Origin of the sequence: Paenibacillus larvae subsp. larvae (genome assembly GCF_002003265.1) — a bacterium.
GTDB classification, from domain to species: domain Bacteria; phylum Bacillota; class Bacilli; order Paenibacillales; family NBRC-103111; genus Paenibacillus_H; species Paenibacillus_H larvae.
On record NZ_CP019687.1, the window covers coordinates 416,121 to 429,955 of the forward strand.

Genomic DNA, 13,835 nt, shown 5'->3' on the forward strand with positions numbered 1-13,835 from the left:
TTTAGAAATATTTAAATCTATACTTTGATTGTAATTGAAAGGAGGATTGATTTTTACAATGATGGAAATCAGAGAAATGTTAGTAGACCCAAGTAAATATGGCATTAAATGCCCAAACAAGATGACACCGAAATACATTACGTTCCACAACACATGGAACGATGCACCTGCAAATAATGAGATTCGCTATATGATTGGAAATAACAGAGAAGTTAGCTTCCATGTTGCTGTAGACGATAAGGAAGCTGTTCAGGGCATTCCTTTTGATCGAAATGCCTGGCATTGCGGAGACGGGAACAGAACAGGAAATCGTCAGTCCATCGGCGTAGAGATTTGCTATTCCAAGTCCGGTGGCAGCCGATATTATAAAGCAGAAGATAATGCTGCTATTATCATTGCTCAGCTTATGAAACAGTTTTGTATTCCTATTGGAAATGTGGTTCCGCACCAGCATTGGAGTGGTAAATACTGTCCGCACAGAATGTTAGATGAGGGAAGAGTGCCAAGCTTTATAGAGCGAATTAAACAAGCTTACGAAGGAGAGGAAGACATGAATAGAACCTTACAACTGGAAGATTGGCAATGGAAACAGCTCTATGACAACATGGGGAAAGCCTGGAATGCCGGGAAGTTTACAGACTGGAATTGGATGGTCAAGATTGAAAATCACTCGCTCACAATCGACGAATTGGTATGGCTCAATAACCACATCTTAACGAGCAGCTTGTAGAATAAAAATAGCCCGTCACGGCAACGCTTATGCACCGGTTGCCGATGCGATGCATAAGCGAAAGCCCGTGCGGAGTTTCTGAGAAAAGGAGAGCCACCCCACCCACCCGCACGCAAAAGGTGGTCATCCAAGTCAAAGAGATGAAATTGGGGTGGCACTATAATAATATTCAACACCAAAGCGTTGTTGCTAGGCAAACGCAATTTGCAGTGAAATTAGATGGTTAGCCAACGAAACAATCAACATTAATAACTAAACAGGAACTAATCAGAAACAGCGAGTGCATTAAAGCTCTCGGGACCTACGCGAGTTGCTAAAGCTATACCAGTTACGCTGACGAAAGCCTGATAAGTCAAGAAGACAGGGTTTGGAGGCAGGAAGTCGGCACCGGCAATGGTGATGACGTCTGTGCTCAAAACACCGACGCCGAGTATTGGCAAAGTATGAATTGCCGTATATACGGTTGTTCCTACTCCCGGTCCGCCTACTCCTCTAACAATTTGAATGATAACAGATGAAAGAACGTCAACAATCGCACTTATTGTAACGGTGGCCTCAAACTGAACACGTAAGTTCGCTCCTGCACCTGCTGTGATTAACCCCAACGTCCCGAATAAGGCCGGAGTAGTGGTAACAGAAGCCAGCGGGGCTCCAAAAGATCCCGAATTTTGAGAAATCTGTGCGTCTAAATAAGTCGGCATCATCTTTCACCTCCTTTACAGTTTGATACTCCATTATATGAATCTTTCATAGTTTCGTTTGGACAAACATGCCATGTTAAACATCCAAATTTCAACGTGGAATCAATTTTTTGTTATTGCAATGCACTAAAGACCAATAAAAGAGGGCCGAGGTGGCGGCCCAATTCGCTGTGGTACCGCCCCAATGGTCGTTTTTGTTAAACATGTGCTAAGAGGTACTCTGGTTACCAAAAGACATTAAGGGCGGCATGACTAATATACCCATATTTTTTCGTCTTTATTACGAGTTACTGTGAAATTAGTTTTTTCTTCGAGGGACGACTGGCCTACCGAAAGGGCGTGTTCCCGAGATGTTAAAGACCCATGTAGAACTGAAAATAAGGCCCTCACGGCAACGCTTATGCACCGAATGCATGATATATAACCAGTCCATATTGTAAGCTTAAAGGTCATAAGCGAAAAACCGTGAGGTACCAGAAACAAGGAAAACCACTCCTACGGCCGTGAGGTGCACATTCTTGAGTCAAAGGAGATGCTTAGGAGTGGCGATATTATACTATGCCAGCATTGCATTGTTGTTGCTTGGAAAACGGGAAAATACCTACGATGATGGTTATGCCATTAAAATTGAAAAGGAGCAATTCAATATGAATATAGAAATCTCAGATGTTGTGATTGTTGCTGTTATTGTCGGTTTTGTTGAAATGGCGAAAGGGATGGGACTACCGGTTCGTCTGGCTCCCGTTCTTTCCGTTATCCTGGGCATCATAGCAGGTGTTGTTTACTTCCCGGGTGATGTGAAGACAAGCGTTATGTTTGGTATTGTTTTCGGTCTTACTTCATGCGGGCTATATAGTGCTGGTAAGAGTGCTGTGAAGAAGGAACAATAACGGAAAATGCTCACTCAGTAACAAAACACCATCGTACAGTAACAAAAGTACAGATATTAAAACAAATAACGTCGGCTTAATAACAATATTGAACGCTCCTTCTTAAAGGACTAAAAGATTAGTTTGGGTATTTTGTTATCAATTCTGGGGTATCATAAAGCTTGTGTTACTCTCCTAATACACAAAAAGAAGATCACGTTTGGGGAACTAAACGCCTTCGCGATCTTCTTTTAGTGTCCTAGACAGTGGGATCACAAGTGTTTAAAAAAAAAGGGGACGTACGATATAAGAGTAGCATACATTATTCTTACTAGCAAGACATATAATGTAAGATTTGTACAAAAAAAGAAGCTCCTGAACAGGGAGCCAACATGAAGATTTTCCAGAATAAGAAACCAGGTTATGCTGTAAGATTAACATAAGTTGCTGTATTGATCAAGGTAATATATGGGCAGGGATTTTCTTCCTGCACACATAAAAAAGAAGATCACGAAGGCATTAAACCAACATAATCTTCTTTTTATGAACACTGGACCTTGTTCAGGTGGGACCAAGAACAAGATAAGATAAGATTATCATACCTAAATCAATCTGACAAGAACTGAACTCCTTAAAGGAGAAGGGAAAATTTAGGAAATGGGGTAGGACGGTAGGTGTGTTTTCTTCAGTTCTGGGTAACATAAAGTTGATCATTCTCTATATAAAGAAAGCCAAGAAGGTAAATAATATCACCAACCTAGCTTTCTTTATTTTGAAATTTGGAAATGCTTTATGAAGAAACCAATATAATGATAACATACTCTGTAACCACAGACAAGAACTGATGTCCTTTAAGGACATGGCAAATATAAAAATATCACGAAGGCATAAAGTTGCCAACGTGATATTTTTGTAAAGAAATTGGTAGCACGAGTGTTTGACAAGGGAATGTACAGCATTAGAGTATCATACTTCATTCTTGATGACAAGAATTGAACAAATCTCCTTAAAGGAGATGGGTGTAAATGGTAGAAACAAATTGATCATTTACAAAATTGTCACTAAAAACTTTACATAAGTCTAGAAAAAACTCTTGCCACCATCTCACCCAAAAACCCTTGTTTTTGCAACCAGTAGACACCTTACTTAAGTACAATACGGATGGTAAAGCACCATTACAGAAAGAGCCTTTGAGGAAGCACTGATATGCTCCCCTTGCGGTAGACAGTTGAAATAATAAAACTGTTTACTGTAAGGAGGAGCATTTTTTCATGTCCCATAAAGCAAAAGTATCAGGATCAGAAAAGATTGCAGCTGTTGAAAAGTATTTACGTGGAGAAGATTCGCTTAATCATTTAGCAGCACTTCTTGATGTACGCCATTCATCCGTTAGGCAATGGCTTCAGACTTACCAGTCGCTAGGCCCAAACGGATTGCTTCAAACATCACAGAATGCATCTTACTCCGCAGAGTTAAAAAGAATAGCTGTCGAGGACTATTTGGCTGGCGGCGGTTCTCACATGGATATTTGTAAAAGATATGGCATTAAGTCAACTTGCCAATTGCGCGATTGGATTCTGAAGTATAATGGTCATGAGAAGTTGATGAGGTGCTTTTAGTGGGCAGAAAAGGTGTCTTTCTTGAAGTCATACCCTTTAGGGCATGGTTCGGCAAATAGCCTGTAGAATAGAAAATAGGCCATCACTGCATCGCTTTTGTGTCCAACCCGGATGCTAAGCGAAAAACCGTGGGGCCTATTTCCTTCCCGCCAGAAGAGAAGCTCCACCCCCGACCTGAGAATTCCGTTCATCATTCAAAGGGAAGTCTAAGGGTGGTGATACCATAATATGCTGACAATGTACCGTTGATGCATGAAAAGTCCGCCATAAAAAACAACGGATTCTCCTTGGCAACTACCCGGTTGCAAAGAGCTTATGTCAAGGTTTTTTTAGATTTTTCTCCTCAGTATTTAAAGTTGTCCCCCTTGACAATTCTTGCCTACAAGCAATTCACTAAATAAACGCAAAAATCACAACCAAATCAAAAAAAGGGGTGAACCTGGTCATAGCCCCGTCAAGTAGACAGTAAAAAAGAAAAGTAACTTATGCGGCGATCGCTTCGCGGTATTCAACCGGGGAGAGGTCGCCGAGTTTTTTCTGGAAACGTTCATGGTTGTAGTAATTGATATAGTCTGCAATCATTTTTCGTGCGTCTGCTTCCGAATTGGGCTTCTCAAGGTAAAGCTTCTCTGTTTTCAGGTGGGAAAAGAACGATTCTATACAGGCGTTATCAAAGCAATTCCCTCTTCTGGAGTGACTCCCGATGAGCTCTTTTTCCTCAAGCAAGTTCTTGTACGTTTTTGTTGTATATTGAAATCCCTGATCGGAGTGAAGAATAGCTCCTTTGATGTTCAGATGCGCTACAGTGTTTACAACGAGTTGTAGATCGTTGCGGGATGAGACTTCCCATGCTACAACCTCATTGTTGCAAAGGTCTAAAATGACCGACAGATAGATGAAATCATGAGCAACCCGAACATAGGTAATGTCGGTTACAAACTTCTTCAGAATCGTATCGGATGTAAATTGACGGTTGAGAACATTCGAAAAGACAACAGATGGTTTCCGTCCAGCGAAAGGGCGTTTCTTGCGAATAACCGAGCGTATTCCCAGTTCTCGCATGAGCCTTCGTACTTTTTTATGGTTAACTTGAAGTCCTTCCTTACGCAGGGCGGTGCGTATGCGTTTATATCCGAAATAAGGCCGAAGCCGATGGAGGGCGAGAATATGCTGCTTGAGAAGGGTATCCTTCTCCATGCGAGTTTCCCGTGCTTCCAAGGCAGCTTTCCACTTGTAGTAACCTGCTCGTGATACCTCGGCAATCTTACATAACATCACAATGGAATATATCTGGCTCATTTTTCCGATGGTCCTAAACCTGGCTTGCTTATCCAACTTCCCTCCCCGTGTAGATTCGGTTTGAGCTTTTTTAGGTATTCCACTTGCGCTTTCAAATAGGCGTTTTCTTCTTCTACACTACTGAAATGCTTCTTATTCCGGCGTCCCCGATAATCCTCAAATGATTCTCCGTTTTGATATTTGCGGACCCAATTGACGATTTGGGCATCACTTTTAATCCCAAGTTTCCCCCGAATCATGGCATAGCTCCACCGCTCCTCGGTCCGTAGCCGAACAGCCTCTTTCTTGATTTCTTCGCTGTTTTGAGTAAAGGCTTGTCCCATCTTTGGTGGCATGAAAAATCCCCTCCGGTCAACAGTAATGAGTCCATGATATCGTGAACTCTTTTTTTACTGTCTACCATGAGGGGATAACACCATATATTCATTTTCTACCCTCTTTTTTTATTTGTTGGGATCCAACAGATTCCGGCCTATTTTTCTGCAACCATACAGGCAGCCGGACAAAAGTATCCTTCATGTTACGTAGCCGTAACGGTGAAACAGGAGATCCGTAGGGCGTTCCCAGAGACTCTAAAGCCAACAGATGGATTACCAGGGTCATGACTCCTGCAACAATGCCAACCATACCCAGAACAGAAGCCAACAGATGGATTACCAGGGTCATGACTCCTGCAACAATGCCAACCATACCCAGAACAGAAGCCAACAGCATAATAGGAAAACGGATAAGCCGGATTCCCGCGCCAAGTTCTAAATTAGGCAAAATAAAAGAGGATATAGCCGTAATCGCAACAACAATCACCATAATGTTGCTGACTAGTCCGGCTTGCACTGCTGCCTGACCAATGACAATACCTCCGACAATGCCTATCGTCTGCCCTACTGGAGCAGGCAACCGGATTGCGGCTTCACGGAGCATTTCAAGAACCAACTCCATAATCAAAGCCTCAATCAAAGGAGGAAAGGGGACTCGTTCTCTGGACTCTGCTATGGTTAGAAGCAACCGGAGAGGAATGACTTCATAATGAAAAGAAACCAGCGCGATATATAAAGCCGGGGCAAATATAGCAATGATAGCTCCTACAAACCGGAGCATACGAACGAAAGAAGAGACAAGCCAGCGTATGCTGTAATCATCGGTAGTCTGGAAAAATGAGGTAAGCGTCATGGGGCCGATCAATACCCCCGGTGAGCGATCGACAACGATGGTGACTCTTCCCTGAAGTAAATGGGAAGCAGTTGTATCAGGTCGTTCGGTTATAGTTAACTGAGGAAACTGCGAATATGGATCATCCTCTATAAATTGTTCCAACTCGCCTGTATTTAGGATTGTATCGACATCAATTTTCTTAATTCTTTTTTCTACTTTTTGAAGAACGGAAATATTGACCACATCAGCTATGTAAAGGATAGAGATATTTACTTGCCCTCGCTTTCCTACAGTGCATGTTTTTACCTTTAATTCTGTGCTGGGAATGTACCTGCGGATCATGGCAATGTTTTGACTGGCTGTTTCCGTAAAGCCTTGGTGGGCACTTTTAACGTCAGGTTCAACCTTTGACTCCTGTATCGATCTTTGAGGCCAGCCTTGTGTCTCCAGTACTAATACATAGGAGATTCCATCTACAAATAACACAGTCTTCCCGGAAAGAATAGCCTGTTCTATTTCCCTCCAGTCTCCGTTTTTTTTCACAGTCCCCATGGAAATGGAAGATTCAAACAAATACTGCTCGTCCCACTCTTCATATAAAAGTGGGCGTATAATGTCCCGGTTGATAAGAACTTTATCAGTCAATCCGTCGATATAAGCAATTGCAGCTTTATTTTTGTTTTTGAGTACAAGTTCTTTACAGACAAATTCCGGGATACCATTGAAAATTTCAGACAAATGTTTTGTATTTAACGTGATATGATGAGGTGATTTTGTACTCTGGTTGTTTTTGCGGTACGTATGTCCTCTTCCCCTTGAGCCAATCGAAAATAGATACCATAAGACCACCTTTTCAACAAAATATAATCTTATTATGAGGAATTTTGACTGGGAGTATGCAATTTAAATGTGAGCTGGACTTCAGTCATATTTCACAGAAGTGACCTCGTATGCTTTTTCCGAATCTGGTTGCAAAAAAAGTTTTGTCAAAATTGATAATTTTATAAACGGCCAATTTATTTTTACCAAATCACACCCGCCTGCTTAAAGTATGTCGTCAGTTCACTAACCATCAGTAGAGATAAATTATGTTATCCTTTCTACCGGTGTTGGACTCACCATCTCGAACATCTTCCAATTTACATAAAAAGGAACACGAAGGTATTAATTTACCAACGAGATCCTTTTTTGTCCCAAACACTGAAAAATATCTAGTGCGCACCATCACCAATATAGGAGTAGGATACCTAAACCAAGCTATCAAGAATTAAATTTATCTCCTTAATAAAACGGGCTTAATTGGTCAAAACACACGGTACAACAGTCCAAGCAATGGCTCAGCATCCATCATAAAATATTTTGAATCTAATGAAAGGGAGTGTAATGAGTGGGCGAAGTATACGGAAATGGAGCTTCATGTGGAGGATACGGAGGATTCACAAGTACATCAGCTATTTTAGTCTTGTTTATCCTATTGGTCATTATTTCACGTTCTATATGGTGGTAGGGATCTTTAAAGTAAAAAGATCACGAAGGCAGACGTAAAGTTGCCTTCGTGATCTTATTTTTGTGTGAAAAGCCCGAACAGTTTTTGGCATTCTGACATAGCATAATGTAATTTCTTGTTAATTATTTCAATGGGATTCATTTTGGTTAAAAAAACTTTTAGGGAGAGGATTAAGTGAAAAAACTACTACTGACATTTTTAGCGGGGTTCTTTCTTATAGGGACTTCCTTAAGCGCTGGAGCAGCAGAGCCAGGCGATGAATTACCTGCTAAAGTTATTGCTGCTGAAAGTTGGGAACCTACGCCTGGAACGCCTGAAGAGGAAATAATTTGGGAGTTTCTTCTTAACAAAGAAAAGGAACTGGATATTAGTTCTGGTGAACTTCGGAATCAACTCCGTATTATCAAAAAGGAAACTTATCCTAAAGCAGGAACGGTTCATTACAAACTGAAACAATATATACATGACATTCCCGTGTATGGCGCTGAACAAACCATTCATATAAATAAAAAAGGGAAAATCACCTGTTTACTTGGTAATCTGCTCCCAAGTCAACACCAAAGCTTTTTGCCAGAAGAGGTTAATCCCCAAATAAGTCCAACAGATGCTATTCAAGTCGCGAAAAAAGACGCTGAAAACCAAATCGGACATATTGACAAACCTGCAACGGACCCCAAAGCTGATATCTATGTATATTTGCATCAAGGCAAGGCATGGTTAGTCTATATGACAGAAATGAATACAATTGATCCCAAACCTTTTCGTACACGTTATTTTATCAATGCAAAGGATGGTCGTATCGTGAACAAATATAGCCTACTAGAACAGGCTACAGGAACAGGAACGGGTGTTTTGGGTGACACAAAAACATTTGAAACCAAACAAGTTGGAGCTCAATTTCAACTCTACGATACTACTCGCGGTAATGGTATAAAAACATACACAGCACTTAACTCGTACTTCCTTCCGGGATTTCTTGTAATCAGCAGGGACAATAATAATTGGACAGATGCAGCTGCCGTGGACGCTCATGCCTATGCTGAAAAGGTCTATGATTACTACAAAAGCAAATTTAATAGAGATAGCCTAGATGATGAAGGAATGCAGATTAAATCAACAGTTCATTTAGGCTTGAATTACAATAATGCTTTTTGGAATGGGGAACAAATTGCTTATGGAGATGGTGATGGAGTTAACTTTCGGGCATTCTCTTCAGATTTAGGTGTAATTGGTCATGAATTAACTCATGGCGTTACCCAGTATACGGCAAATTTAGAATATCGAAATGAACCTGGGGCGCTTAATGAATCTATATCCGATATTATGGGCAACTCTATCAAAAACAAAGGATGGCTAATAGGAGAAGATGTGTCGGTAAAAGGAGAAGCTTTTCGTTCCATGCAGGACCCAACACGCTATGATCAACCCGATTCGTACGAGGATCTGTACACAGGTCCATTTGATAATGGAGGAGTCCATATCAACAGTGGAATTAATAACAAAGCCTTCTATTTGCTTGCAGAAGGAGGAACTCATAGAGGGGTAACAGTGTCTGGCATAGGTAGGGATGAAGCAGTCGAAATATATTACCATGCACTTACTCATTATTTGACACCATATGCTAATTTCTCAACTATGAGGGTTGCAGCTATACAAGCAGCAAAAGATTTATTTGGAGATGATTCAAATGAGGCTAACTCAGTAAATAAGGCCTATGATGCTGTTGGGGTTAATTAGACTTAATAAGTCTAACTGGAGAAAATTAGTAAAATAAAAGATAGTGAAGGTGTAAAGTTCATTTTATTGGTCATTATCTCACGTTCTGTATGGTTGTAAAAAGAGATTTTATGAAATGAGGATAACCTGTCTTAGCGGCAGGTTATTTTTGCGCAAAATAAAAAGCCCCGAAGGGCTGCAACCAATTTTAAAATTACATTATAAATAAAAGGTAATATGTGGTACAATGGTACAAGCAATAGTGGCTTACGTGGGAGGTCGGCATCACCTCGAAAGGAGGTGATGCTATGGAGACGTTTCAGGCTCTTCAATTAATGTTCTTATTTGGAATGTTTATTTTAGCGCTTCTAACGTTTATCCAGAAAATGAAATAGATCGCCCACCGTCCAAAGGTTAAGTGCGATCTATTCGTAATTCCTTTAAGCCGACCGCCTAGTAGCGCGGCTATTGCCGACCGTGGACGTTCCAGCGTCTGCGGTCATTTTTAATATATGCTTGATACCATTATTTTAACACATGTTTATTTTATTTAACAAGTTTATGTGTTTTGTGCAAAAAAAGCCCCGAAGGGCTTACTTAAACAATAACTACATTACGCAGTTTCTCGTTCACCTACGAGATGTTGTAATTCCGAGTCGTTCAGGCTTCTGGTGTGGACTGTTTTATTCCACGTTTTCTTTTTACGTTGGAGCAATCCGATAAACCAAATAGGAACCCATGAGATGGAGAATAGATATACTTGTGGTGTCCACAAGATAGCTTTTGACTTCTTTTCCATAATAAGTCCTATTAAAGGTATGATGTAATAGATAATAAGGGCAGTAAACCATACCCATGAGTGCCGTATAAGACCGAAATCAAATAACCATGCCATTAGAAATGAAAACATCGTTATGGATGTTAATATAATACGTGATGGGTTGAAGAGATATAGGAAAATATCAAATGCTATGAATCCTTTTCGACTAAATACCATTTTAAGAAGTGGCCATCCGTACTTGAAACTACAATCGATATGACCCCGCGCCCATCTACAACGTTGGACGAATGAAGCCTTCATTTTTAACGGCTTTTCATCAAACGTTTTGGCCGTATGAACCCATCGAACAGTTTTTCCTGTAGCCAGAGCATAACGGGCCACATATTCCAAATCCTCCGTTAACGATTCAGTTCCCCATCCTATATTTTTCAATACGGATGTTTTAAAACACATACCCGTACCACCAAGCTGAGCGGAAAGCCCCAACTTTTCACGGGCCAATTGGTATATACGATTGGTTGCCCAATAAGCATAGGCATAGGATTTTGAAATCCAGCTATCTTTAGGATTCTTGGAATCGAGATAAAGTTGCAATACTTCGGCTCCACTAACAATGCGTTGATTAAGCACCTTCAATGTGTTTGGCGTGACGAGATTATCTGCATCTAATACCAGGACTGCATCATAGGTGGTTCCACGAGCTTCCATATTCCATAGTTGTTCAAACGCCCATTCAAGTCCATATCCTTTAGATTTCTTTGTCGGGTCATGTCGTTCTAGTACAAGTGTACCGTTTTGGCGAGCCACAAGAGCAGTGCTATCAGTGCAGTTATCGGCTATAACGTAAATATCATATAGATTCCGGGGATAGTCCAATGAATCTAGATTTTGAACCAACTGACCGACAACTTGTTCTTCATTATGTGCACAAATCAGAATAGCAAATCTGGTCTCTAAGGGATGTTCTTCTTCATGCTTTTCTTTTGACGGTTTAAACATTCCCAATAGGCTGATAGTCGAATTATAAACAATAAAAAACAAGCCAATAAATTCAATTGCATAAATCAAAAAAAAGAATACATTGTATAGCACGGTATGTCCCCCAATCAATTCAATTGACCTAAAATTAGAAAAACAGCGTCAACCCATTATTCTTATTCAACTCCCATTTTATGTAGTAAGGCACATGAAACAGTTTACATCCTAAATTTGGGACAAGCAATATAAAAATAAGCATTGTATGTAATGTATGATTTAGTATATCAACTAAGATATACGAATGAATGCAAACAGTAAATAATCTTAAGAATATGGAATAAATAGGTAATGCCCTAGTTGAGTCCGTATAATTGTGTAAAAAGCTAGGTTCCAAAAAATGAAAGGAGCCATATTCATAGCCCTCAGTTAGAATAATGTTGGGACACAAAATTCTAAATATACGAGGTGTTATGAAATGGCTCAATACCAGATTAACGTAGATTCGCAGCTTTTGCATCAACTATTTTTGGGAAATTCTCAGGATGCGGGTGTAGCCAAGCTGCTCGAGTCTGTACTGAACCAAGTCTTACAAGCACAGGTGAGTGAACAAGTGGAAGCAGATCGTTATGAACGAACAGAGAATCGAAAAGCGTACCGGAATGGATCGTATCCACATGGGCTGCATACGCGGGTGGGAACCATTACACTAAGTGTTCCGCGCATCCGTGGCGGGAAGTTCACGACAGAGCTCTTTAGTCGTTACCAGAGAAGTGAACAAGCGTTAATCTTAGCGATGATGGAAATGGTCGTAAACGGCGTCTCTACGCGTAAAGTCTCGCAAGTAACCGAAGAACTCTGCGGAACCGAGTTTTCTAAATCCACTGTTTCAGACCTTTGTAAGCGGCTGGATCCCATCGTAACTGCTTGGAATAATCGAAGCCTGGCAGACAGCCTCTTTCCGTTTGTTCTCGTAGATGCGATGTATCTCAAGGTCCGTGAAGACGGTCGTGTACGCTCACGAGGCATCATGATTGCCATTGGTGTAAACACCGAGGGCTATCGTGAAGTCCTTGGCCTGATGCTGGGTGACACAGAATCTGAAGCAAGCTGGAGTGAGTTTTTCAGCTCTCTAAAAGGACGTGGATTACGAGGTGTGGATCTCATTACCTCCGACGATCATGGCGGCCTTGTACGCGCGGTACGGCAGCAGCTGCAAGGGGTAACATGGCAGCGATGCCAGACTCACTTCACGCGAAATGTATTAGAAGCCTCACCCAAAGCCTTGAAGGATGAGATCCATGGCCGTCTACGGTCGATTCTAGATGCTCCTGATACTGGAACGGCAAGGTTTTTATTAAAACAGACCTTAGCGGCTTATGAAGATAAGGCGGGTAAGGCGATGGGCGTGCTGGAAAGCGGATTTGACGATGCTACCGCCGTCTTAATGCTGCCAGAGCGTTACCGAAAACGGCTGCGCACGACAAATAGCGTTGAGCGTCTCAACGAAGAGGTTAGACGCCGGGAACGTGTCATTCGCATCTTCCCAAACCGTGAATCCGTGATTCGTCTTATTGGTGCTCTATTGATGGAACAGGATGAAAAATGGGCAGCCGGCAAGAAATATCTCGACATGACCGAGTACATGGAATGGCGGAAGGATCGGCCAAAGTCCGATGCCAAAGTGACTCGCATTATGTAGCACAGTCTAGCTGAGGGAATTTACACACAAATTTGGACTTGATCTAATGCCCTTGTCAATTAACTTATTTATCTATATAAGCAATAATATGGAATATATTGATCGTTGTATTATTAGAGACACTAAATTTATAATGAAATAGAAAAGAAAGGAAGTGGTGGGCGGTGACACGTGAATTCATTCACCTAGGTACATAAATGAGGGAGTTGAAAGCGATCTTTTAGTAGTTGGGGAAGTAATGAACGTGGCATCATACTTATAATAATAGGGAGGGATATTACTTATCTTAGAACCAATTGCGGGTATTTTGAAAACGATTTATTTAAAGGTTATCCGTTCAAAACTTCCTAGAGCGAGTTCGCAATATCATGAAACTAAAATATAAACAAGAGGTGATTCAGATTAAAAAGCAAGTTGACTTATCAAAATTGTATTTAGAGATCGGTAAAGATGCCAATAAGGGGAGTTGTCCAACTATGGTAAAGGAAATTTTAGAACCGTCAATTCAATCTCGCATTTATCAGTTGCGTGATGAATATGAAAAGAATAACCAGTCTGTTCTAAGATTTGAAAAAAGGTTCAAAGACCTTATGAAGTATATCCCTGACAATGAAATAGATAATTATTTTGAACTTGAAGAGATGTTTCACGTCAAGTCTAAAGCGATTGAATTTGCTTACAGAGCGGCAGTCAACGACATTCTAATACTCAGATAATACAATAGAAGCAACCTGCTTATATGGGGTTGCTTCTATTGTATTAACGTATGGAAATATACATTTCC

General features: G+C 40.9%; 9 protein-coding genes and 2 pseudogenes. 7 read left to right on the forward strand and 4 right to left on the reverse strand.

All coding sequences use genetic code 11. The features are described from left to right. Positions 1 to 61: 61 nt before the first annotated feature. A pseudogene (locus tag BXP28_RS02325) lies at positions 62 to 550 on the forward strand (peptidoglycan recognition protein family protein); the annotation flags it as partial. A gap of 443 nt (positions 551 to 993) precedes the next feature. On the opposite strand, the gene BXP28_RS02330 reads toward BXP28_RS02325, so the two are convergent. After that, complete coding sequence (locus tag BXP28_RS02330) at positions 994 to 1,434, reverse strand: hypothetical protein (RefSeq protein ID WP_051428102.1); 441 nt, start codon at positions 1,432 to 1,434, stop codon at positions 994 to 996. Between the two features lie 539 nt (positions 1,435 to 1,973). Here BXP28_RS02330 and BXP28_RS02335 point away from each other — a divergent pair. Next, complete coding sequence (locus BXP28_RS02335) at positions 1,974 to 2,321, forward strand: hypothetical protein (protein WP_023483967.1); 348 nt, start codon at positions 1,974 to 1,976, stop codon at positions 2,319 to 2,321. A gap of 1,250 nt (positions 2,322 to 3,571) precedes the next feature. Further along, positions 3,572 to 3,919, forward strand: a complete 348-nt coding sequence (locus BXP28_RS02340) for a helix-turn-helix domain-containing protein (RefSeq protein WP_104932584.1) — start codon at positions 3,572 to 3,574, stop codon at positions 3,917 to 3,919. Between the two features lie 483 nt (positions 3,920 to 4,402). On the opposite strand, the gene BXP28_RS02345 is transcribed toward BXP28_RS02340, so the two are convergent. Both BXP28_RS02345 and BXP28_RS02350 read right to left on the reverse strand, forming a co-directional pair. After that, a protein-coding gene (locus tag BXP28_RS02345; RefSeq protein WP_096761240.1) for an IS3 family transposase occupies positions 4,403 to 5,553 on the reverse strand; the annotation gives its coding sequence in 2 pieces (ribosomal slippage) (positions 4,403 to 5,292 and positions 5,292 to 5,553; 1,152 coding nt in all). 88 nt (positions 5,554 to 5,641) lie between these two features. Continuing rightward, positions 5,642 to 7,211 (reverse strand): annotated as a pseudogene (locus BXP28_RS02350) (spore germination protein). Between the two features lie 840 nt (positions 7,212 to 8,051). Between BXP28_RS02350 and BXP28_RS02355 the strand changes: the two are divergent. Further along, positions 8,052 to 9,614: a M4 family metallopeptidase gene (locus tag BXP28_RS02355; RefSeq protein WP_036658346.1), complete on the forward strand. Its 1,563-nt coding sequence runs from the start codon at positions 8,052 to 8,054 to the stop codon at positions 9,612 to 9,614. A gap of 314 nt (positions 9,615 to 9,928) precedes the next feature. Continuing rightward, the gene (locus tag BXP28_RS22390; protein WP_230460812.1) at positions 9,929 to 9,988 is read left to right on the forward strand and encodes a putative holin-like toxin; all 60 of its coding nucleotides are present in this window, start codon (positions 9,929 to 9,931) and stop codon (positions 9,986 to 9,988) included. Positions 9,989 to 10,206: 218 nt separating this feature from the next. Here BXP28_RS22390 and BXP28_RS02360 read toward each other — a convergent pair whose 3' ends face one another. After that, on the reverse strand, positions 10,207 to 11,466 hold the full coding sequence (locus BXP28_RS02360) for a glycosyltransferase family 2 protein (protein ID WP_237087271.1): 1,260 nt from the start codon (positions 11,464 to 11,466) through the stop codon (positions 10,207 to 10,209). A 361-nt stretch (positions 11,467 to 11,827) separates the two neighbouring features. Between BXP28_RS02360 and BXP28_RS02365 the strand changes: the two genes are divergently transcribed. Continuing rightward, positions 11,828 to 13,051, forward strand: coding sequence for an IS256 family transposase (locus BXP28_RS02365; RefSeq protein WP_023483236.1), 1,224 nt, complete (start codon positions 11,828 to 11,830; stop codon positions 13,049 to 13,051). Positions 13,052 to 13,419: 368 nt separating this feature from the next. Next, positions 13,420 to 13,767, forward strand: coding sequence for a hypothetical protein (locus tag BXP28_RS02370; protein WP_036658350.1), 348 nt, complete (start codon positions 13,420 to 13,422; stop codon positions 13,765 to 13,767). The last annotated feature ends 68 nt before the right edge of the window (positions 13,768 to 13,835 follow it).

Coding starts and splice junctions, on each gene's coding strand:
- BXP28_RS02330 (WP_051428102.1), bottom strand. CDS start 1,434: ATGATGCCGACTTATTTAGACGCACAGATTTCTCAAAATTCGGGATCT.
- BXP28_RS02340 (WP_104932584.1), top strand. CDS start 3,572: ATGTCCCATAAAGCAAAAGTATCAGGATCAGAAAAGATTGCAGCTGTT.
- BXP28_RS02365 (WP_023483236.1), top strand. CDS start 11,828: ATGGCTCAATACCAGATTAACGTAGATTCGCAGCTTTTGCATCAACTA.
- BXP28_RS02370 (WP_036658350.1), top strand. CDS start 13,420: ATGAAACTAAAATATAAACAAGAGGTGATTCAGATTAAAAAGCAAGTT.